The organism is Allobosea sp. RCC_152_1, from assembly GCF_041360765.1.
In the GTDB taxonomy this organism is placed as follows: domain Bacteria; phylum Pseudomonadota; class Alphaproteobacteria; order Rhizobiales; family Beijerinckiaceae; genus Allobosea; species Allobosea spartocytisi.
In genome coordinates, this window is sequence record NZ_JBFUPU010000006.1 from 81937 (window position 1) to 101567 (window position 19631).

At 63.6% G+C, this 19631-nt stretch carries 25 protein-coding genes and 3 pseudogenes; 18 read left to right on the forward strand and 10 right to left on the reverse strand.

The genetic code is table 11. The features are described 5' to 3' along the window. Positions 1-776: 776 nt before the first annotated feature. The 6 genes and pseudogenes from AB6806_RS19755 to AB6806_RS19780 form a co-directional block, all read right to left on the reverse strand. Positions 777-1061 carry a hypothetical protein gene (locus AB6806_RS19755; RefSeq protein WP_370955290.1) on the reverse strand — a complete coding sequence of 95 codons (285 nt, stop codon included), beginning with the start codon at positions 1059-1061 and terminating at the stop codon, positions 777-779. A gap of 95 nt (positions 1062-1156) precedes the next feature. Further along, the gene (locus AB6806_RS19760; RefSeq protein WP_370955291.1) at positions 1157-2050 is read right to left on the reverse strand and encodes a DUF6328 family protein; all 894 of its coding nucleotides are present in this window, start codon (positions 2048-2050) and stop codon (positions 1157-1159) included. Positions 2051-2055: 5 nt separating this feature from the next. Next, positions 2056-2610, reverse strand: a complete 555-nt coding sequence (locus AB6806_RS19765; protein WP_370955292.1) for a phosphatase PAP2 family protein — start codon at positions 2608-2610, stop codon at positions 2056-2058. 181 nt (positions 2611-2791) lie between these two features. Then, positions 2792-3220 carry a cysteine hydrolase family protein gene (locus AB6806_RS19770; RefSeq protein ID WP_370955293.1) on the reverse strand — a complete coding sequence of 143 codons (429 nt, stop codon included), beginning with the start codon at positions 3218-3220 and terminating at the stop codon, positions 2792-2794. Between the two features lie 787 nt (positions 3221-4007). Further along, positions 4008-4501: pseudogene (locus AB6806_RS19775) on the reverse strand (YciE/YciF ferroxidase family protein). A gap of 433 nt (positions 4502-4934) precedes the next feature. Further along, positions 4935-5801 (reverse strand): aldo/keto reductase family oxidoreductase, encoded by an 867-nt coding sequence (locus AB6806_RS19780; RefSeq protein WP_370955294.1) that lies wholly within the window; start codon positions 5799-5801, stop codon positions 4935-4937. Positions 5802-5897: 96 nt separating this feature from the next. Between AB6806_RS19780 and AB6806_RS19785 the strand changes: the two genes are divergently transcribed. Continuing rightward, positions 5898-6806, forward strand: coding sequence for a LysR family transcriptional regulator (locus AB6806_RS19785; RefSeq protein WP_370955295.1), 909 nt, complete (start codon positions 5898-5900; stop codon positions 6804-6806). A gap of 27 nt (positions 6807-6833) precedes the next feature. Here the strand turns inward: AB6806_RS19785 and AB6806_RS19790 are convergent. Continuing rightward, positions 6834-7457: pseudogene (locus AB6806_RS19790) on the reverse strand (transposase); the annotation flags it as partial. An 81-nt stretch (positions 7458-7538) separates the two neighbouring features. Between AB6806_RS19790 and AB6806_RS19795 the strand changes: the two are divergent. From AB6806_RS19795 to AB6806_RS19805, 3 genes and pseudogenes are all read left to right on the forward strand, one after another. Then, positions 7539-7946: pseudogene (locus AB6806_RS19795) on the forward strand (IS110 family transposase); the annotation flags it as partial. 733 nt (positions 7947-8679) lie between these two features. After that, a complete protein-coding gene (locus AB6806_RS19800) occupies positions 8680-8964 on the forward strand; it encodes a peptidoglycan-binding domain-containing protein (protein ID WP_370955296.1) in 285 nt (94 codons plus the stop codon). Between the two features lie 289 nt (positions 8965-9253). Continuing rightward, on the forward strand, positions 9254-9490 hold the full coding sequence (locus AB6806_RS19805; RefSeq protein WP_370955297.1) for a hypothetical protein: 237 nt from the start codon (positions 9254-9256) through the stop codon (positions 9488-9490). Positions 9491-9535: 45 nt separating this feature from the next. Here the strand turns inward: AB6806_RS19805 and AB6806_RS19810 are convergent, their stop codons facing one another. After that, entirely contained in the window at positions 9536-9892 is a 357-nt protein-coding gene (locus AB6806_RS19810; RefSeq protein ID WP_370955298.1) for a hypothetical protein, read from the reverse strand. Here AB6806_RS19810 and AB6806_RS19815 point away from each other — a divergent pair. From AB6806_RS19815 to AB6806_RS19850, 8 genes are all read left to right on the forward strand, one after another. Beyond that, positions 9891-10160 carry a hypothetical protein gene (locus AB6806_RS19815; protein WP_370955299.1) on the forward strand — a complete coding sequence of 90 codons (270 nt, stop codon included), beginning with the start codon at positions 9891-9893 and terminating at the stop codon, positions 10158-10160. The two genes, AB6806_RS19810 and AB6806_RS19815, sit on opposite strands and share 2 nt — an antisense overlap. A gap of 308 nt (positions 10161-10468) precedes the next feature. Continuing rightward, the gene (locus AB6806_RS19820; protein ID WP_370955300.1) at positions 10469-10813 is read left to right on the forward strand and encodes a DUF2267 domain-containing protein; all 345 of its coding nucleotides are present in this window, start codon (positions 10469-10471) and stop codon (positions 10811-10813) included. 17 nt (positions 10814-10830) lie between these two features. After that, a complete protein-coding gene (locus tag AB6806_RS19825) occupies positions 10831-11268 on the forward strand; it encodes a CBS domain-containing protein (protein WP_370955301.1) in 438 nt (145 codons plus the stop codon). Between the two features lie 68 nt (positions 11269-11336). Then, positions 11337-11603, forward strand: coding sequence for a hypothetical protein (locus AB6806_RS19830; RefSeq protein ID WP_370955302.1), 267 nt, complete (start codon positions 11337-11339; stop codon positions 11601-11603). Positions 11604-11626: 23 nt separating this feature from the next. Then, positions 11627-11845: a hypothetical protein gene (locus AB6806_RS19835; protein ID WP_370955303.1), complete on the forward strand. Its 219-nt coding sequence runs from the start codon at positions 11627-11629 to the stop codon at positions 11843-11845. A 312-nt stretch (positions 11846-12157) separates the two neighbouring features. Then, a complete protein-coding gene (locus AB6806_RS19840; protein WP_370955304.1) occupies positions 12158-12322 on the forward strand; it encodes a hypothetical protein in 165 nt (54 codons plus the stop codon). 8 nt (positions 12323-12330) lie between these two features. Then, entirely contained in the window at positions 12331-12540 is a 210-nt protein-coding gene (locus AB6806_RS19845) for a DUF4167 domain-containing protein (protein ID WP_370955305.1), read from the forward strand. 866 nt (positions 12541-13406) lie between these two features. Continuing rightward, complete coding sequence (locus AB6806_RS19850) at positions 13407-13661, forward strand: hypothetical protein (protein ID WP_370955306.1); 255 nt, start codon at positions 13407-13409, stop codon at positions 13659-13661. A 299-nt stretch (positions 13662-13960) separates the two neighbouring features. Here AB6806_RS19850 and AB6806_RS19855 read toward each other — a convergent pair whose 3' ends face one another. Then, a complete protein-coding gene (locus tag AB6806_RS19855; RefSeq protein WP_370955307.1) occupies positions 13961-14185 on the reverse strand; it encodes a hypothetical protein in 225 nt (74 codons plus the stop codon). 183 nt (positions 14186-14368) lie between these two features. After that, complete coding sequence (locus AB6806_RS19860; protein WP_370955308.1) at positions 14369-14920, reverse strand: hypothetical protein; 552 nt, start codon at positions 14918-14920, stop codon at positions 14369-14371. A gap of 123 nt (positions 14921-15043) precedes the next feature. On the opposite strand from AB6806_RS19860, the gene AB6806_RS19865 reads away from it, so the two are divergent. The 6 genes from AB6806_RS19865 to AB6806_RS19890 all read left to right on the forward strand — a co-directional run bounded on the left by AB6806_RS19865 (position 15044) and on the right by AB6806_RS19890 (position 19523). After that, positions 15044-15277 carry a hypothetical protein gene (locus AB6806_RS19865; RefSeq protein ID WP_370955309.1) on the forward strand — a complete coding sequence of 78 codons (234 nt, stop codon included), beginning with the start codon at positions 15044-15046 and terminating at the stop codon, positions 15275-15277. Between the two features lie 32 nt (positions 15278-15309). After that, positions 15310-16245 (forward strand): NADP-dependent oxidoreductase, encoded by a 936-nt coding sequence (locus tag AB6806_RS19870; protein ID WP_370955310.1) that lies wholly within the window; start codon positions 15310-15312, stop codon positions 16243-16245. A 290-nt stretch (positions 16246-16535) separates the two neighbouring features. Then, on the forward strand, positions 16536-18530 hold the full coding sequence (locus AB6806_RS19875; RefSeq protein WP_370955311.1) for an erythromycin esterase family protein: 1995 nt from the start codon (positions 16536-16538) through the stop codon (positions 18528-18530). A 27-nt stretch (positions 18531-18557) separates the two neighbouring features. Continuing rightward, on the forward strand, positions 18558-18734 hold the full coding sequence (locus AB6806_RS19880) for a hypothetical protein (protein ID WP_370955312.1): 177 nt from the start codon (positions 18558-18560) through the stop codon (positions 18732-18734). 34 nt (positions 18735-18768) lie between these two features. Continuing rightward, positions 18769-19152, forward strand: coding sequence for a Pam3-gp28 family putative phage holin (locus tag AB6806_RS19885; protein ID WP_370955313.1), 384 nt, complete (start codon positions 18769-18771; stop codon positions 19150-19152). A 26-nt stretch (positions 19153-19178) separates the two neighbouring features. Next, complete coding sequence (locus AB6806_RS19890) at positions 19179-19523, forward strand: hypothetical protein (protein WP_370955314.1); 345 nt, start codon at positions 19179-19181, stop codon at positions 19521-19523. Positions 19524-19631: the final 108 nt, after the last annotated feature.

A 19631-nucleotide genomic window follows, 5' to 3' on the forward strand; every position in this document is an offset into this window, starting at 1 on the left:
AATGAGCAATGCCTTGCACTCACGGGAACCGATCCTTCGATCGATCGTTCCGGGATCCGTTCGCGGCGGTTGCGGGGGCTGGAGAGAACTCGGGAGTTGGAAGATGCGTCTGGAAGGATTCGAGTGCGAGGTGTGCGGGTCGGCAAGCGTGCGCATTCCCCTTGACCTCATGCCCAACAGTGAGGTGCGCTGTAGCGGGTGCATGCGGCCGCTGGCGACCTGGTCGGAATACCGGGCCACGATCGCGGCGTTGGTGGCCGATTGTGGCGAACGCCCCATCGCGGATCCACTTCCGCGCTGATCGAGCGGAGCTGAACCTGCATCAGGAGACAGGGGCAAAGCCGCTATTGTCTGGCACCGCCACCATGCGTGGTTTCGCGGCATCAGGATTCGGTGCCGTCGCTCGAGTCGGAGGGATCTGCGACGAGCCTGTCCTTCGATGTCGAAACCGCTCCCGGATCAGCGGCGAGGCCCAAGCCCCCGGTCTCGCTTCCGGCGTCCCGAGCCTTCGTCTCCACGTATCTCAGCCGCGTCGCCGCCGTGTTGGGGGACTCCTTCGGCCTGCAACCACGCAAGAAACTCATCCGGCGTGATCGTCACGATTTGCAGTGCCCGTCCGCGCGCCAGCCAGGCATTGATGACGCCGAGCGCAGCCGCGTGCTACACCTCCTAGTCGGCGGGCATTTCGCTTCTATCGTGGGCGAGATCCCAGAGGCATCGATAATCCTCCCGCTCGTACCACGGCAACGCGACGGTATAGGCTTCAACGGTCGGTTTCATTTTCTCCGGCGCCTTGCCCGCAGACGCGCGAATGCCGCGCGAAAACCGTGCCGGGATTCAGGAGGTGGTGAAGCTTCGTTGTCAACCGACAGGCTCGCCATAGCCGCCCTGTAGTGGATTTCAGCCTCGGTCGACAATTCAACGAGCGCTCCGGTCCGTCGCGCCATGCGCTGGGCGGCATCGTACGTGTCACGAATATCGGCGGAACGCCCATAAATTTCACCGGTCACGTCGCGAAACACCCAATCAGATCCGAACCGGCACAGCGTCAGAACTTGCATGCGGGACTCTTCCAGTTAAACGTCGCGAAACCGAACAATCACTCGCCGTCGATCCGCCCTTCAGCAATTCGTCTGCCACAGCCCCGGGACGCGACTCAGGCCACTGCGCGACGCCACCAAGGCCAGATGTGCCAGAGACCGAGTAGGACCAGGGCCACCGCCACTGCGCTCCAGAGAGCCAGCCGCGCATCGTCGACGATCTTGGAAACGACGAGATAGGTGTCGGTGGCGAGGCCCAGCGCAAGAAAGACGGTTGCGATCAGGAGCAGGCGGCTCGCCAGACGATGAAATTCCGGCTCGTTGCGACCGGCATATACGAGGCGGTGATATGCGGCGGGCGCTATGAGGAGAGCCGTAGAGAGCGCAATCAAGGCCAGGGCGGCACCGTGCGTCATCTTCAGGTTTGACGACAACTGCTGGAATCCGTTGGTAAGAACGATCGCGAGCTGAAATCCCAGGAGCGCCTGCGCTCCCGGGAGGACGACGCGAGCTTCCGTCAAGACATAGTCGATCTTGGCGTCGAGAGGGGTTTTCTTGTCGGAGGTCGACATGTCTTCATCCTCGTGCGGACGGTGAAACAGCAGGGGCCCGAACCAGATTGCCAGTGGCAGCACGGCGCCCAGGAAAGCGCCGGCGACCCCGACGACAAGGCCGCCGATCCGCATTCCCGCGATGCCCAAATCGAAACCGATCGCGATGGCAAAGATCGGCAGCGTGGATAGGGACACACGGGTGAGAAAACGGATGAAGTGGTGACTGGCTCCGCCGTCTTCGGCAATTCGATGATGGGCGCTTGGAGCGATGAGCAACCCGACCACGAGTATGATCAAGCCGAGAACGGCGAGCTCGGTCGTCTTCTCGGCGCTCGAAATGGTCGCGAAGCCGTCCTGGAAGGGCGCCTGGAACTGGAAGCCCAAGAGGATCTGCGCGCCCAGCATCAGCATGCGGGATTCATCGAGGGCCGTCTTCGTGCGATCTGCGAGCGCCATGCGGCCTAAGCCTCCGGCGATCGATCGATGGCGTGCAGCAGGTTCTCGATCGCGATTCCGAGGGTTTCACCAACCACGACGTCACTGAGCCAATGAGCAAGCAGGACGACCCGGGTCATCGCGAGGGACGTCGTCAAGCCCCAGATCAGAACCCCGTGACGCGGGGCCAGCCGGGAGAGGGCGGAAGCGAGGGCTCCCATGTGGACCGCATGTCCCGACGGAAACGCGTCGAATGCTTGTCCGGAGCGCGGAATGCCGTGGCGATTCCCATGGATTTCGCAGCGATCCGGTCGCTCCTGATCGACGACCCCCTTCAGGAGATGAGGCAGGATCGCCGTCGTCACCATTGTCAGGAAAATGTGGTTGGCTTGGCTGGTCCGGAGTTTTCCGCCGCCGCGCGAGAGCAGCCAACAGAGCGATACGGCCGGAAGAAGCAGGCGCTCATCGGCTCCGAGGGTCAGCCATTGCAACGGTCTTTCGAACCGTCGGGATCTGTTGCGCGCGATGAGCCTGGCTACCCGGCGATCGAGATCGAGAGCTGAAAGTCGCAAATGCTTCATGTCATTCACCTGGATGGAGCGTGAACGAAGCTGAGGGGAGTTTGTTCGACCCGTCGTGAAGTTGGGCCGCCGGCGGACAACGGCGATCCGACGTCTGCCGCTGGAACAGGAACTGCGGCCGCTACGGCAGTTCCGTTTGGGGACCTCGTGATAGGAGGAGGGCCCGCCCAAGCTTCGCCCGTTATCGCCAATGAGCCAGGACCTCCTCCGTGGTCGCGGCCTCGATCTGCTGGCTGAAGCGGGAAAGGTAAAGCTCCATCAATCCATCGTGCGTGGCGTCGGATGAACTGCACAGGGCATCCGTCACGAGCACCACCCGCAAGCCGCGATCCACGGCTCTGAGCACCGTTGCGAGAACGCAGACATCGGTCCCGCCGCCGGTAACGATGACCGTATCGATTTCGCGGGCCGCGACGAAGCGATCCATGTCGCCTTCGGTCCAGGGGGAGTAGACCCGCTTGTCGAGCACCTGGGCGGGCGGCACGAACCTCTCAAGCGAAGGCATGAGGCGGACGGCATCCGCGCCCGCCCTCTCCAGGGTGACCTCCGGCCATCTTCTGTAATAACGCTGCCAGGTGCCGCGTCCATCGCCCTCGCGCTCGACTGGCACGATGCGCGTGAAAAGGACCCGTTCCGGATGCGATCCGCACAGTTCCTCCGGCCGGCAGAACTTTCTCGAGCCAGGGAAAGGCCCAGGGGGTAACCGAGGCCGAAGAGCCGCTGCATGTCGACGCATAGGTGAATGCAGTTGGGGCCGAGCTCGCCATGTACCAGCCCGTGGGCAGCCATTGCGTTCCTCTGAAGGTCCAGACCCGATAGGATCAGTTGCCGCCAACCATTCTGACCGTTCCGCTGGGTCTGTCGGCCGGCGGGGCATCTTGGGACGTTTCTGCTGGCCTCTCCGTATCGCTCTCTTCGGAAGGGGATGCGGTCCCGTCGGGTTGGCAGACCTTGGATTGGGCCCCGCCCTATGCTCGTCCTCGGCACCGGCCTGGCCCGCGCGTTGCGCCGTATGGGTGTTCCCGGGGCGCCGATGCATCGCCAACGCCCAAGGAAGACTTGCGCAGCTTTCCAATGCCGTACCGCCGCAACCAGTTCCGCGAGCTCAACAGCTTGCTCGCTGCCCTCGGGTGCGTCGGATAGGCTTTGGATCCGCGCGGTCGCTTCGGCATAGGCTTCGGTTGTCGTTATGCGCATGGGTTCTCCTTCGGACATCTGCCACTGCTCGACAGCGTCCTCGATCAGCCCCTCCGCCGGTCCGCGGAGGTGGGTTCCGGACGTGCCGCCCATCAGCGTCCAATCGCTGCTGCGGCCGTGAATTTCGAACGTCTCTCTCATCTTGATCTCGTAACCCCGGAGCTCACGCGCTTGGGGCGGTCCGCCTCAAGCTGGCGGCATCACGCGGCCTTCCTGTTCGCCGAAGAGATGGCGACCTTGGAGAGAAGCTGATCAGTCTTGGTTTCCTCACTCAGCGTCTGATCGAGCAGCGTTACCGCATCTTTCAGGCCCAGTTGCGCGGCCCAGGTCTTGAGGCGCCGTAGCGGGCGATCTCGTAATGCTCGACGGCCTGGGCGGCGGCGACCAGGCCCGCATCGATCGCAGGACTGCCCTCGAATTCCTCGATGATGCTCTTGCCCTCGTCGATGATGCCGAGAATGGCGTCGCAGGTTTTGCCTCGAGGTGCCTTGCCGAGGATCTCGAAGACCTCGGCGAGCCGCTCGACATGGGTCTCGGTTTCATCGCGATGGGTTTCGAACGCCTTCTTCACCTCGGGGGATGTGGCGGCACGTGCCATCTTCGGCAGGGCCTTCAGGATTTGCTTTTCAGCGTAGTAGATGTCCTTCAGGGTATCGAGGAACAGATCGCCGAGTTTCTTGGGTTCGGTCGCCATCTTCACCGTCAGGATCGACACATCATGACGATGGCGACGGGGCGAGACGATGATGAAGCGCTGCCGATCTCAGCCAGAGAGCGGGCAATCCTGTTCGACCCGATGGCGGAAATGCACCCTGCGGCGATCCCGGATCCCTCCCAGGTGCAGCAAACCCGGGGCTTCCGGGCATCTCGGTCGGAGCATCGCGCCGCCGTCGCGCGCCTCGCACGATCCCGCCCACCAGACCGCGCCGCGAAATCCCCATAGCGCACGGCCCGGGCCGCGGCTTCCTCCCCTGGAGGCTTTCGGACGCCGGCCCTCAGCCCAGTCCAAACCCGCTCGCAGGGCCAGCATCCGAAACCCTTCACACTGGACGTTAGCGATGCACCCGAAAGCGGACTTTTAGGCCGAGCGCCCTTCTACCCGCCGCGCGATGCGGCGCGAGTCTGCTTCAGGAGGCCCGCCCAATCGAATCCAGGCGAGCCAGCGTCGCATCGTCGAGAACGACTTGGGCCGCAGCGAGGTTTTCGCGCAGGTGGGTGCGCGACGAGGTGCCGGGGATCAGTAGGATGTTGGGCGAACGGCGCATCAGCCAGGCCAAGGCGGTCTGCAGCGGAGACACGCCCAGAGTGGCGGCTACATCCGACAAGGTGGTCGACTGCAGCGGCGAAAAGCCACCGAGCGGGAAAAACGGCACATAGGCGATGCCCGCGCCCGCCAGTTCGTCGATCAGGGCGTCGTCATGCCGATGGGCGAGATTGTACTGGTTCTGGACGCAGGCGACCTCGACCACCGCGCGGGCCTCGGCCACCTGTTTCGGTGTCACATTGCTGATGCCGACATGGCGCAGCAGCCCTTGCTGCTTGAGCTTGGCGAGCGCCTCGACCTGCGGCGCGATGCTTCCTTCCGCGGGTCCGTGCACATCGAACATCGCGCGGAAATTCACGGCATGCAGCTGGTCCACGCCCAGATTGCGCAGGTTGTCGTGGACGGCGGCGACCAGGTCCGTCGGCGAACTCGCCGTGATCCAGGCCCCGTCGCTGCCCCGGCGGGCGCCGACCTTGGTGACCAGGGCCAGCTCGTCCGGGTAAGGGTGCAGAGCGTCACGTATGATCTGGTTGGTGACATGGGGCCCGTAGAAATCGCTGGTATCGATATGGTCGACTCCGCTGGCGATGGCCTCACGCAGGACGGCGATGGCTTCGTCTCGATCACGCGGCGGGCCGAAGACGCCCTTTCCAGCGAGTTGCATGGCGCCATAGCCCATCCGCTTCACCGTGCGGCTGCCAAAGACGAAGGTTTGATTGTCGGCGGTCATGACGATCTCCTCGATTGCGTACGGTCTCGAGATAGGGCGCTTGTGGCGTGATGATAATCCTGCACAATCCGAACAGTCTGTGCGGATCAACGAACAATGCGACCCAGCCTGACCGACCTCGATGTGTTCGTCGCCATCGCGCGCGCCGGCGGATTTCGCGGGGCTTCGCGCGCAACCGGGGAAAGTCCGTCCGGGCTCAGCGAGAGGATGCGCCGGCTTGAAGATAGGCTCGGCGTCCGCTTGTTCAATCGTACCACCCGCAGTGTTGCGCTGACCGATGCGGGGCGAGACCTGCTCGGCAAGCTGGAGCCGGCCCTGCGCGAAGTCGAGGCGGCGCTTGACGTCGTCAACGGCTACAAGGAGCGGCCTGCCGGCACGTTACGGCTCAATGTTCCCGTCAGCGCCGCACGCTTGGTCCTGCCGACGATCGTCCCGCCCTTCCTGGCGGCCTATCCCGATATCCGCCTCGAGGTCATTGCCGAGGATGATTTCGTCGACCTGCTGGCTGCGGGTTGCGACGCCGGCATCCGCTACGACGAGCGCCTCGAGCCCGACATGATCGCGCTTCCGATCGGCCCTCGGGTCCAGCGCTTCGCTACGGTGGCCTCAAAGGCTTACCTCGATCGCCGGGGCACCCCCGTCGAGCCGCGCGACCTGCTGCAGCATAGCTGCATCCGCGTCCGCTTTCCCCAGCGTGCCCTCGCGCCATGGGAGTTCGAGCGCAACGGCCAGACGCTGCTCGTTGACCCGCCGGCCGTGCTGATCGTCCAGCCAGGCGGCGTCGCCGATCTCGCGATCGAAGCTGCGATCGCCGGCATTGGCATCGTCACCATTTTCGAGGATTGGGTCCGGCCGCATTTGGAGACAGGGGCCCTCGTGCCGCTTCTTCCGGAATGGTGGCTGAGCTTCTCCGGACCGTTCCTGTATTACCCGGGGCGGCGCCTCGTGCCCACACCGCTGCGCGCCTTTATCGACTACATCAAAAAACTGCCTTCGCCGATCTAGCGCTCCGCCGGATTAGCGAACGCGACACACCGGGATGTGTGGCTCGATCCCGCGCTCGTGCACCAGCCAGGCGAGGTTCTCGGCAGAGCCATAAGCGCCGTCGGCGGCGAGCTTGGCCGGCCACAGGCCGAAGCGCTCTTGCGTCCGGTCGAGCATGGTGCGGGCCGATCCGACCTCCGCCTGCCGGATGGCACGGCTGGCCTCGACATCGACGATGACGGCGTGCTCGAGGTCGATCAGATCGTTGGTGGCATAGGCGAAGAAGGCCTGGCCCTTCAGGGCACCCGTCCATTGCGCCGCCCGATCGGAGCAGGAGACGAACTTCGGCTTGGCCTCGCTGGCCGCGCCCCAGGCGGCCTCGTCGAGCGTGTCGAGATACTCGCGCACCGAGCGGCGGGTCCGGGCGAGATCGTCCCAGTCGACCGGCTCGGAGGCTTCGGCCGAACGCTGCTAACGCTGCTTGTTGGCATCGGCCTTGATCAGGCTGGCATCGACCGCAAAGCCTTCGCCGCCGACCAGCCCCTCCGCGATGCAGCGCTGCGCGGTCGTCTCGAACAGCTCGCGCAACAGATCGCTCTCGCGGAAGCGGCCCTGCCGGTTCTTCGAGAAGGTCGAGTGATCGGGCACATCGCCGTCGAGCCCGAGCCGACAGAGATGGAGTAGGCGGGCGGTCGCGCCAGGACGAGAGTGCGTCGCGCAGCCTTATTCGCAACATCTGCCATGGAGAGGGTGATGGACTATTTCGCCGGCCTGGATGTGTCCCTGGATAACGTGAACGTCTGCATCGTCAACGACGCGGGCGACGTCCTACTCGAACGGAAGATCGAAGCCGAGCCAGCGGTCATCGCTGATTTGCTGGCTAGGTTCGGCCATCCCTTCAAGCGGGTCGGTCTGGAAGCGGGCTCAACATCATCATGGCTTCACAGCGCGCTGCGCGAGGCCGGGTATCCCGCGATCTGCCTCGAATGCCGCCATGTGAAGGCCGGCCTGAGTGCGATGAGGAACAAGACCGACCGCAACGACGCGCGCGGGATCGCCCATCTTCTCCGCCTGGGATGGTTCAGGCAGGTCCACATCAAAAGCGACGAGGCACAGCAAGTGCGTATGGCGCTCGTCAGCCGTCAGCAGCTTTTGAGTAAATCGCACCTGCGGACAACCGTAGCGCCGCTCAATCAGACGAGGCTCGGAATCCTTTGCGCTCGACTAACGCGGCCAGCGCTTCCGAGAACCAGATGAGGTTGCAGCTACCACAAATCCAATCGTCCCTGCGATCAGCAGCACGGCAATGATCGTCACCTGAGCAAGCATAGCGCCCTCCATTAAGGCGTAGCGCTCCAACAACCCCGCGCCGGTGAAGGCTGTTCCGCTGCTACCGCTGATCCGACCAGTCTCTAAGGGTGCCAGAGAGTCACCAGCGCGATAGCTGCCATGGCGGCGAGATTGATCGCCGTCATTAGCCAGTGCGGAACCGTCACCGCCGTGCATCGAGCCACCGGCTCTTCCCAACCCGTCTGATCTGTCCCTGAGATCAGCATCGCAAGCCGATGCGGGCCATGGCTATCCGAACAGGAAGTGCCACGCGCCATAACTGATCAGTCCGAGCCACATTGTCATGGCGATTGCTGCGGTCGAAACGAACGCTAAGGCGGTCAGGATTTCCTTGTTCTTCTGCACAGCTTAGGTCTCCACACAACGCTGTTTTTATCTGCGACCTCTGTGAACTGAGCCAGCGCTGCCGAGACGCAACAAGACAGCGCCGGCTCATGCCCAATCCAGGCACGGCGAAGTGGCTCGGGCGATCCATCTGGCGCCTTATATTACCTTAGGTCAAGTCTCTCCTTATCCGCATTCTTAACCGCCGGAGTACTGCTTTATGGACACGACCGCAGTACAGCGGGCGCTGGTCGCGCTCGGCTATTCGCTTGTGGTGGATGGCAAGCCGGGGCCGGCGACCAGGGCCGCTATCCAGGCGTTTCAGCGCGGGCGCGGGCTTGCGGCGGATGGCGTCGTCGGGCCGCTGACCATCGCTGCCGCAGAAGGCGACGAAGCAGGGCGAAGAACCTGCTGCTTCGACTTCGGTCGTTCCTGCCGACTGGATGCCGGCGGCTCAAATGGACAGGATCATCGTTCACTGGACGCCGGCGCCCATCGCGCCTGAGGTATCGACCGCAGCCATTATCATGTTCTGATCGAGGGAGACGGCAAGCTGGTGCGTGGAATTCCGCCGATCAGCCTGAACAATTCCCGTGGGGCCAAGTCGGGCTATGCCGCGCACACGCCGAACTGCAATACGGGCTCGGTCGGCGTATCGCTGTGCTGTATGGCCGGAGCGATCGAGAGCCCTTTCAACGCGGGTTCGGCCCGATGACGAGGACGCAGTGGGAGGCGCTACCGGCTGTACTCGCCGACCTTTGCCGCCGATACGCCATCCCGGCGAGCCCAAGACGGTGCTCTCGCGTGCCGAGGTGCAAGGCACGCTGAAGATTGTTCAACGCGGCAAGTGGGATATCGCTCGGCTTGCTTTCGATCCGTTCGTCGGCGGCGCCAAGGCCTGCGGCGACATGTTCCGCGCTGATCGGATCCGAGGACCAGACAAGCCTCGGCTTCGGGAATTGCTCTTCGCGCGCCAGTCTCAGTTTCCCAAGCGCACGCTTCATCGACGCCCGGCGCGCCGAGAAAAATAGACCCAGCCCGTTTTTGCCAACCCTAACGCCGCGAGAAAATTGTTCTCAGGGCGCGGGCGGCCGGCATCCGTCATTTGATGGATGTTTCCTGAAACCCCGCTGCGGCCGGGCCAGCCGCTTCCTTACCCCGGAGCAGCACATGAACCGTATCGTCTGGCGCTCGTCGCCTTGGAATCGCTGGCGCTTGCCGACTGCCAAACGCTGGACGGCCAGATCGCGCAGGTCAGCGACCGCTTGTCCTCCCGCTGCGCCGATCTGCAGACGGCGGCGCTGGCCGTCGACCTGTTCGCGCCGGACAAGGTGCGCGCCGCTGCGCAGCAGGGGCAGGTCGTGCTCGCGCAGTTCTGCGCCAAGCCGCCGCGCTCCGCTGCCGATCTCGCCATCGCCATCGGCGAAAACCATGAAGGCGCTGCAGGCGATCGAAGCCGCGAAGAACATCGTCATCCAGGCCTACAGCCCGCTGACTCGAACCAAACGGTTCGACGACGGTAAGCTCGTGGCGATCGCCGCGACATACCAAAAATCGCCGGCTCAAGTACTGATCCGCTGGAACCTTCAGCGCGGCATCGTGCCCCTGCCCAAGGCCAATCGGCCCGGCATCTGGAGGAGAATATCGATGTCTTCGATTTTGAGATCGACGAAGACGATATGGCGGCACTGGACCAGTTGAACGAGCGCTATTCGGCGCTTGGAGCCTTGCCTTATTCTTAAGCCCTCTTTGGAGGCGACCGCAATCCGCGGCCCGGGCGCCAGCTGGCACGACAACCACACAGCAAGAGCCGCTGAAGGGTAGTGCGGGCTGGAGCCCGCGCCTCCACGTATGGCGATGGCGTCTCGGCGGCCGGCGGCGAGTGTGCGACCGGACAGCGTATCCCGGCTCGTCGATGACGTCAGTCAGCGCCTCTCGCGTGTCATTCGGTGGAACCGATCCCGTCGTGCTCTGTTCCACTGGAAACCCCACCGCATCGGAGAGAGACGATGAGCACGATGGGCTTGGATGTTTTCGATCGCTCGGCGCAGACCACCCGTATCTGGCTGAACGAAATTACCGACAAGATCGGGCCGGACCGGAAACTGGCCTGGCATGTCCTCAGCACTGCTCAGCAGCCGCTGGCGCTGCGCTCGCAGGACGAGTTCGTGCAACGCATTCAGGACTCGCCCGGTGATGTCAGGCCGGTCGATCCGGCAGTTGCGGCTCGGGCCGTGTTTGCCGTGCTGCAGCACCATGTCGATCCGGGCGAGATCGCTCAGGTGCGCCACGCATTGCCGGAAGGCATTCGCGCACTCTGGCCGCCGCAGAAGGTGGCCGACGATAGTTTCTGAAGAGAGGAAATCGAGATATGAGAGTATCCGACGTGATGACCCACGGCGCTCGCATCGCGCGCCCGAATGAGACGGTGCAGGAGGTGGCGCAGCGCATGCTGGCCGACGATATCGGCTTCCTGCCGGTCGGCGACGACGACCGTCTGGTCGGGACGATCACCGATCGCGACATCGTCGTCCGGGCCGTCGCCCAAGGGCAGGATGGCACGACCCTCGTGCGTGACGTCATGACGAGGGACGTCAGATATTGCTTCGAGGAGGAGGACATCGATCATGTCGTCCAGAACATGGGCGATATCCAGGTGCGGCGTCTTCCCGTCGTCAATCGCGACAAGCGCCTCGTCGGGATCGTGTCGCTTGCTGATGGAGCCCTGAAGGACAATCCGGAAGCGGTCGGCATCGCGTTCACCGGGGTCGTGATGTCCGGCGGCGCGCATGTCAGCGCGAACTCCTGAGCGGAAGTGACCGCGATATCGAGCGGGGCACATTGGTCCACGCGCATATCTCAAGAGGGAGGCAGACGATGCCGGGCAGGAAAACCCATGAGCAGCACATCCGCACGCTTGAACGAAAGTCCGATGTTCCAGATCGTCGGCAGGTGGAAGCTGCCCTGAAGGAAAGCGGAGGCCATAGTCGCCCTCGCATGCCCCGTCAGGATATTCGTCCGACGGAGTTCCCGGTCAGCCGTGCGGGGCTGAACCAGGAGAGCCGCAATCACAACAAGCATAATCGTGCCGGACAGGACGGCCACAAGTCGCAACGGCACGGTCCCGCGGAGGAAAAGACCTAGAAAAGCTGAAAGAGGAGCCGGCAATGGCGAAGGCAAGCAAGAAGCACATCGGCGCTGGTGCGAGCGGCAAAGGTGCCGGTGTCGGAGCCCGCACAGATGTGCCGACAGAAGAACTCGAGGAGCATATGGTGTTGTCGAACCGCGACAAGGCGCAGCATTCCAGCGAACGCGGCCTGGACAGCAAAGGCGTGCAAAGCGAGCAGCTTCAGGACCATGCCGACAACCGGCAGCGCAATGAATAGAGAAGCCGCGGGGAACTGATTGAGTAAAGGTCAATCGGTTTCTTCGCGTGCTTCCCAAAAGAGGCGCATTCAAGTCAGCGCGCTGGCCGGCTCGCATAACGCGAAATAGCCACATTGATCCGTTATCTGCCCAACGTCGATCGAGATTGGTTTGGCCATAGCCCGCATTGCTCGTCATCGAGCGCGGAGCGACCTCAACTCCATTTCGCATAGTTCGATCGCCGCGCATCTGTCGCGACGCGCTCGCTATCTCCGGTTCGACATCTTCCGAAAACAAGCACCGCTCGGCTTCGCCCAGCGGACAAGGACGCAATGCACAACACCACTGAACTCAAGACCACGACGGCGCAGCCGCGCCGCGACGTCAGAACTACGAATAATACGGCGCAGCGCCAATCCGACCCGAACTGGAAGCCGCAGCCCTGCGGCCTGACCCGTGAGGAATTGCGCGAGATCGTCGCGGAGATCCTCGGGTGAGGACCATCATGAACGGACATCACGCTCGATCGGTGACGAGACCGGCTCGCCCGACGTCCCGCAACGGCCGCACAGCCGCGCGAGATCATCAGAATGCCAGAGGACGCTACGAGCGTTACCTCGCATTGGCCCAGGCTGAAGCCCTCGCCGGCGATCCCGTCACCGCCGAGGACTATTATCAACATGCCGAGCATTACCTGCGCGCGATCAAAGCGTAAGGGGCAGCGGCGCCAAGCTGGTGTCGTTCGCGACGTCGCCCCCGGTGTTGCTGTCCTTGGAGGCTGCAATCGCGCGCCGATGCATCGGCCGCGTCGCGCCCTTGCCCCGCCGTCATCGTTCGTCTGAGCAAACGCCGAAGTTAACCTGGAGAATTCTGCCTTTGCACAGGAGGGGGAGCCATGCGTCGGTGCTGAATCGCCACAGCCTGAGCGCCCGGCTGGCCCTTGAGGGGACGTCGCCTTAGCGATACTGGTGGCATGGTCCGATGGGGAACCGAAGGGCCGCTCCACGGTTACTTGTGCTGCACCAGCGGAACTGCGCGCGGGTTACCATGAAAACAGATGCAAGGGCAGGAGCGCCACTCAAGGTTCCGATCGTTGAGGACGAGATGTTTCTCGCGATAGATCTTGAGCCGCACCTGATGGCGCCTAGCCAAGAGGTGGTCGAAACCGCCGCGGACGCCAAGCAGGCGTTGGATTTCGCTAACACAAAAGTCCCGATCTCGCGCTTGTCGACCTCAATCTGCCCGACGGCCTCACAGGTCCGCAGACCGCCTCCAACCTCGCACATGACCATGCCGCTCTCGTGGTCTTCGTTACCGGCAGCCCGGAGCAAATCCCCGCAGACTATGCCGGCGCGTTGGGAGCCATTACCAAACCGTGGGACCCAAAAGACCCCCGAGCAGCTCATCAGCTTTGTGCGCGGCTATCGGAGCTCCCTGCGAGAGTTGGCAGGTGCACCGGTGAAGATGATCATCGCCCGTCACTGCGCAATAACGATGATGTAGCGTTGGGAGCCTCGTTCTGATGGTCATGGTGCGCTCAAAACGACGGCGTCCGCTATTGAGCCGGATGGGTGCCGATCGATGACCAGCAGAGCCGCGACAGAAGAAGAGATCGCACTCTACGATGCCATTGAACGCGCGATCGCCAATGTTCGCGCGGCTCTGGCAGAAATCGACTATGCTTGGGTTCGCATCACCGCCGAACGCCCTAATCCCACTGCGGTCGCGTTCGCCGCGCTCGACACTGCCGACGAGATGCTGACCGTCGCCCGGGAAGATCTCGCGCGGGCCCGAACCGCACTCGCAGTCCATACGCAGCGCAGATCGACGCAGTAAAGCCCGGTGCGGCCGACTGCTGTCCGCGCACCTCATGATGTTTCGCCGACGTCGGCTTTTAGTTCGCTTTTACCTCGATCTTCTTTACCCGCGACGGTGGGGCGGAAGGACACAAATACGGCGCTGGCCTGTGTCCGTGTCGATGCCCGACGGCGGGATCGAGAACCCGATCCTGACGATTTTCCGGAGGTCTGTTCTGCGAAATCCTACTGTCTGCGGCAGCTCCGCGGCTGAACGCACGGGCTCCAAGCGCGTGCTGCTGACGACGTGATTGTGGGCACGCGCCCCATTGATCGTTCTCACGGTTCCGGGTCGTCGATATCTGCTGAGAGAAGATCCACGAGTTCCGCGACCTTGCCGGACGGCAGCGGCCGCCCTTCGTTGATCAGGACCTCATCGCCATTCAGCCAGATCCAGGCTTGGGCGAGGTCTTCCGGCGTCGCGCCAGTCGACATGATTTCGGCTATCAACACCTCATCAATCGGCCCGAGTATTGTCGTCACGTCGGCGGCTGTCAAAGTCATTGCCGCTCTCCCTGGCTTGCGTGATAGATCAGCGGGCAATTCGCCAAATCGACTTAGCGGGAAAACCCCCACAAATGTAATTTCCCGTAAATAATCGTTTTATAAAACCCCACACGAGCATTTCGCAGCAAGCGAATTCAAAGCATTATTTACGGGTGCTTCATGGTTAGCACATGGCCCGACTCAGGACAGTTCCGACCAGGACGCCTGGGCATAAGGACCGGCTTGCTCATCGAAGCCGGTCCAGCCCTCGCGCCTATATTCGGCCCGGCGTGACTCGGCGTTGATCGGCCCGGCTCCGTCCATGATCTTCTCGACAGCGGCAACGTGGCTATCGCTGGCGCGGACCGAGACGGCCGCTCCGCCACGGCGGATGGTTTCCGCCAGATAGTTGGCCTCCTCGTCGCTGAAACCGGCGCCTGCCATAGCACCGATCAGGCTGCCGGCAGCGGCACCTGCCGTCGCACCGACCGCAAGGGTGCCGAATATCCGACCGGCAGCCAGAACCGGCCCGACTCCCGGAATCGGCAAGGCGGCCAGTCCCGCTAAAAGACCGGCGCTGCCTCCGACCACGCCGCCGGCTTCGGCTCCGACCGCCGTGTCGTCCGCGACGTCCGCCGTGTTGTAACCGATGATGCTGATATCGTCCGAAGAAACTCCTGCCGCTTCGAGCCGGGTCACAGCCGTCTCAGCGTCCGAGTAGTTCTCGTAAGAACGTGTGAGTGTCCGGGTCATGAACACCCTCCTTCAATCGGATGCCCTTGGGAACGAACCGGCTCCGACCAACCTTGTTCCCCGCCGCGGGTCAATTGGAACTTCGCGTCACGTCAGCGGTTCGGCCTCCAGGAGGACGAGACCATGGGCCGGTGCGATCAATGCGGAAACAACTACGACAAGGCCTTCCAGGTCGTCTCGGATGGACAGACCTACACGTTCGACAGCTTCGAATGCGCCGTCCAGAAGCTCGCCCCGACCTGCCCACATTGCGGCTGCCGTGTCATCGGCCACGGGGTCGAGCAGGGCGACGTCATCTATTGCTGCGCCCATTGCGCCAAGCAGGAAGGCGCAGGCGCCCTCAGGGACCGAGCCTAGCGGTCGCGAGTGGTCATTAAAGGAGGACGACGATGGCGAGCATGAAGGCCGTTCGCATCCACGATTTTGGCGGACCCGAGGTTCTCTCGGTCGAGGATGCTCCTTTTCCGCAGGCATTTGACGACGAGGTCGTGCTGAAGGTGCATGCCAGCAGCATCAACCCGATCGATTACAAGATCAGGTCCGGCCAACATGGCGGCGGGAAGGACCAGTTGCCGATCACGCTCGGGCGCGACGTTTCCGGCACCGTCGAGCTCTGCGGCACGCGCGCGCATACGCTCGCCAAGGGCGACCCGATTTACGCCATGCTCGGGCGCGATCGCGGCGGCCATTCCGAATATGTCGTGGTGAAGGCAGTCGAAATGGCCGCCAAGCCGCGAGAGGTCGACCACCTCCATGCCGCGGCGGTGCCGCTTGCCGGCCTCACGGCCTGGCAGGGGCTCTTCGACCATGGCGGTCTTGCCGCCGGCCAGCGCGTCCTCATTCATGGCGGTGCCGGCGGGGTCGGCCATTTCGCCATCCAGTTCGCCAAGGCCAAGGGCGCCTTCGTCGCGACGACCGTTTCCGGAGAGGATATCGACTTCGCGCGCACGCTGGGCGCGGACCAGGTGGTGGACTACAAGAAGCAGCGCTTCGAGGACGAGGTCGCGGAGGTCGACCTCGTCCTCGACCTGATCGCAGGCGAGACGCAGGACCGTTCCTGGGCCGTCGTGAAGCCAGGCGGGATCATCGTCTCGACCTTGGCGGAGTCGTCACCCGAAAAGGCCCGGCAGCGCGGTGCGCGCGGAACGCGTTACATGGCCCGGCCAAATGCGGCTCAGCTCGCCGAGATTGGCCGCCTGATCGATAACGGCAAAGTGAGACCATATGTCGACGCGGTCTTCCCGTTGAAGGATGTCGCGGCCGCCGAAGCTCGGCTGGAGAACGAGCATGTCCGCGGCAAGATCGTTCTGGAGGTCGTGGCCTGATTTGCTTTTGGTGCGATTACCAAGCTCAGCAGCGGAGTTACTGCAATTAGCGGAAGGAGCAGCGCATGCGTCATCCCCAACGACATTCGATCCGCGCCGGACCGACTTCGCGATCGAACTGATTTCGGAACGTCGGCGCGGCGAACGAGTTCCGGAGAGAAGGATGGCGACAGGTAAACTCGCGGATGGCCGTCATCGCCGCTCAACCGCACTGATGAAGGCGTCCGACCCCATGCCGTCGGGCCTGAGCGCTCCAGTGACGGAGGACTCGTGCAGCCGGACAGAGGATCATGGCCATTGTCTTTTCAGATCGCCGCGAGGCGGGACGGCGGCTCGCCAGCAAGCTCGCTCGCTATGCCGGGCGCGATGACGTGACCGTGTTGGCGCTGCCGCGCGGCGGTGTGCCGGTCGGCTTCGAGGTCGCGCGAGGCCTGAGAGCACCGCTGGACGTCTTCATCGTACGCAAGCTCGGCGTTCCTGGCTACGAAGAGATGGCCATGGGGGCGATCGCGACCGGTGGTGTGCGCGTCCTGAACGACGAGATCGTCGATGGCCTCGCGCTTCCGCCTCATGTCATCGACGCGGTCACCACGAAGGAGGAAAAGGAGCTTTTGCGCCGCGAACGCCTTTACCGCGGCGGACGTCCACCGCTCCAGGTGAAGGCGCGAACCATTATTCTCGTGGACGACGGACTCGCGACCGGGTCGACCATGCTGGCCGCGATCAGGGCGCTTCGGGACGGTAGCCCGGCCCGCATCGTCGCCGCGGTTCCGGTCGGCAGCCCCGACATTTGCAGGGCGATGCGGGCCGATGCCGACGAGGTCGTCTGCGCGACGACGCCGCAGCCGTTGATCGGGGTCGGCCGCTGGTACGAGGATTTCTCCCAGACGAGCGATGATGAGGTCCGCGCGCTCCTCGCGAGGTCCGGCCTCGGATCCGCATCGTCGGACGAGGACTTCGCCGACGACGCGGCTGCCGGGATGCTGCGCAAGCGCATCGCTCGGCTTTCCGGCGGCGCGAAGGATTATGACGGGCTTCTGGAGGCGATCGGCGAAGCGCGCTTCGTGCTGCTCGGCGAAGCTTCGCACGGCACGCACGAGTTCTACGAAGAGCGAGCCCGGATCACCCGGCGGCTGATCGAGGAGAAGGGCTTCACCGCCGTTACCATCGAGGCCGACTGGCCCGATACATACCGCGTCAATCGCTACGTCCAGGGAGCGAGCGGGGATCTTGATGCCGAGGAGGCGCTCTCGGATTTCCGGCGCTTCCCGACATGGATGTGGCGAAACAGGGTCGTCGTTGAATTCGTCGAATGGCTGCGCGGGCACAACGAAGCGGTCGATGGGAGCGGGCCGAAAGCCGGGTTCTACGGGCTCGACCTTTATGCCCTGCACGGCGCGATGAAGGCCGTGCTGCGATATCTCGAAAAGATCGATCCGGCGGCAGCGGAGATCGCGCGCCGGCGCTATGCCTGCTTCGACCATTTCGGCCCGGACCCGCAGGCCTATGGCTTCATCGCCGGCAACGAGGTCGATAAATCCTGCCAGAACGCCGTGGTCGCGCAACTTGTCGAGATGCTGAAGCGCCGCGCTGGCGCGGCGCGGCGGGGAGATGGTGCGGTTGAGGACGAGCTCTTCGACGCACAGCAGAATGCCCGCCTCGTAAGGAATGCCGAGGCCTATTATCGCGCCATGTTCCTGGCCCCGGAATCGACCTGGAATCTGCGCGACCGGCACATGGCCGAGACGTTCGAGGCACTCGCCAGCCATCTCGGCCAACGCTTGCCGTTCCCAAAAATCGTCGTCTGGGCGCATAACTCCCATCTCGGTGACGCCAGGGCGACGGATAGGAGCCGGTTCGGCGAGGTCAATCTGGGACAGCTCATTCGTGAGGCGCACGAGCGCGAGACCTTCCTCATCGGCTTCACGACCTATCACGGGACAGTGACGGCTGCCTCGAGCTGGGGCGGCCCGGCGGAACGCAAGGCCGTCCGGCCTGCGCTGGCGCGCAGCTACGAGACCTTGCTGCATGCCGTCTCTGCCGATCGCTTCCAGCTCGATCTACGCAATGATGGCGAAGCCTTGCCTCGACGGCTTCTGGAGCGCGCGATCGGCGTGATCTACCGGCCGGAAACCGAGCGGGCCAGCCACTACTTCCACGCCGATCTCGCCGCGCAGTTCGACGCGCTACTGCATTTCGACGAGACCCGCGCGGTCGAGCCGCTGGAGCGCAGTTCGGAATGGGATGCCGGCGAACTCGCCGAGACCTATCCATTCGGCGTGTAGAGAACCGTTCCAGCCGAAACGAAGATCATGACAGTCAGGATCGTTCAGTTTCTCGCCATCGTCAGCTGCGCCCTCGCGCTCATCCCGGCGGGGGCGCATCTTGCCGCGCTGCCCAACAAGATCGCCTTGCCGCAGGCCGACTATTTCACCGTCCAAGGCATCTACCGGGGATGGGCAACCCTTGGATTGCTCTGCTCGTGTTGAACGCTTGGTTGGCGATCCTCGTCCGCTCCCAACCTTGGCCGTTCTGGTCTGCAGTCCTCGCGGCATTCTGCTTCGCGCTCATGCTCGTTATTTTCGTGCTCTGGACGCTCCCGGCCAACCGGGCGACGCAGAACTGGACGACAGGAGCCTGAGCCATGAACGAACAGATCCTCAGCCTTATCCGCACGCCGTCCAATCGGCTGCGGCCGCGCTCGGCACCTACGGCGTCCTCGATGCGCAGGGACAAGCCGTCGTCGTCGCCTTCGTCATGTGGCTGATCCCCACGGTCTGGGGGCTCTATGTCCGCCGCAAGGCCGGTCTGGTCGCATCGGCCGCGGCGCTCCCGGAAGTGCGCGAGATCCGCACCACGCCGGAAATGGCTCGCAAGGTCGAAGACCCGAGCGTGACCGCCCGCTGATACCGCACTCGCCGGAGCCTGCGCCTATGCCTCATCGCGACCCGCAGGATGTCCTGCCGCCTTACGCCATGGTCAACCTGTCCGATCTCGACCGCATGGCCACCGCTGCGGCCGAGCGCGCTGCCGCGCTGTTCCAGAAGGACGCGCTCAAGCCTGACGACGTCGAAGGCATGGTCGAGGAGGGCATTCAGCGCTTCCTCGACAAGGTCGGAATCGACGACATCCCGGCTTTCCGGAAAGACCTTTCCGCGATGCGCGCGGCGCGTGAGACGCGGGAGGCTCTGATCAGCCACGGCCTCAAAGCTGTCGTGACCGTCCTGCTCGGCGGCATCTGCACTGCGATCTGGCTGGCCATCAAGGGAGCGAAGTGATGCTGAGCACGCGCGCCGTGGCCGCCGTTGGCGTTTGGGCAACGGCGGGCCTCTTCGGCACAGGCCTTTTCCTTTACGCGACGCCCATGTTTGAAGCCCGGTTCGCAC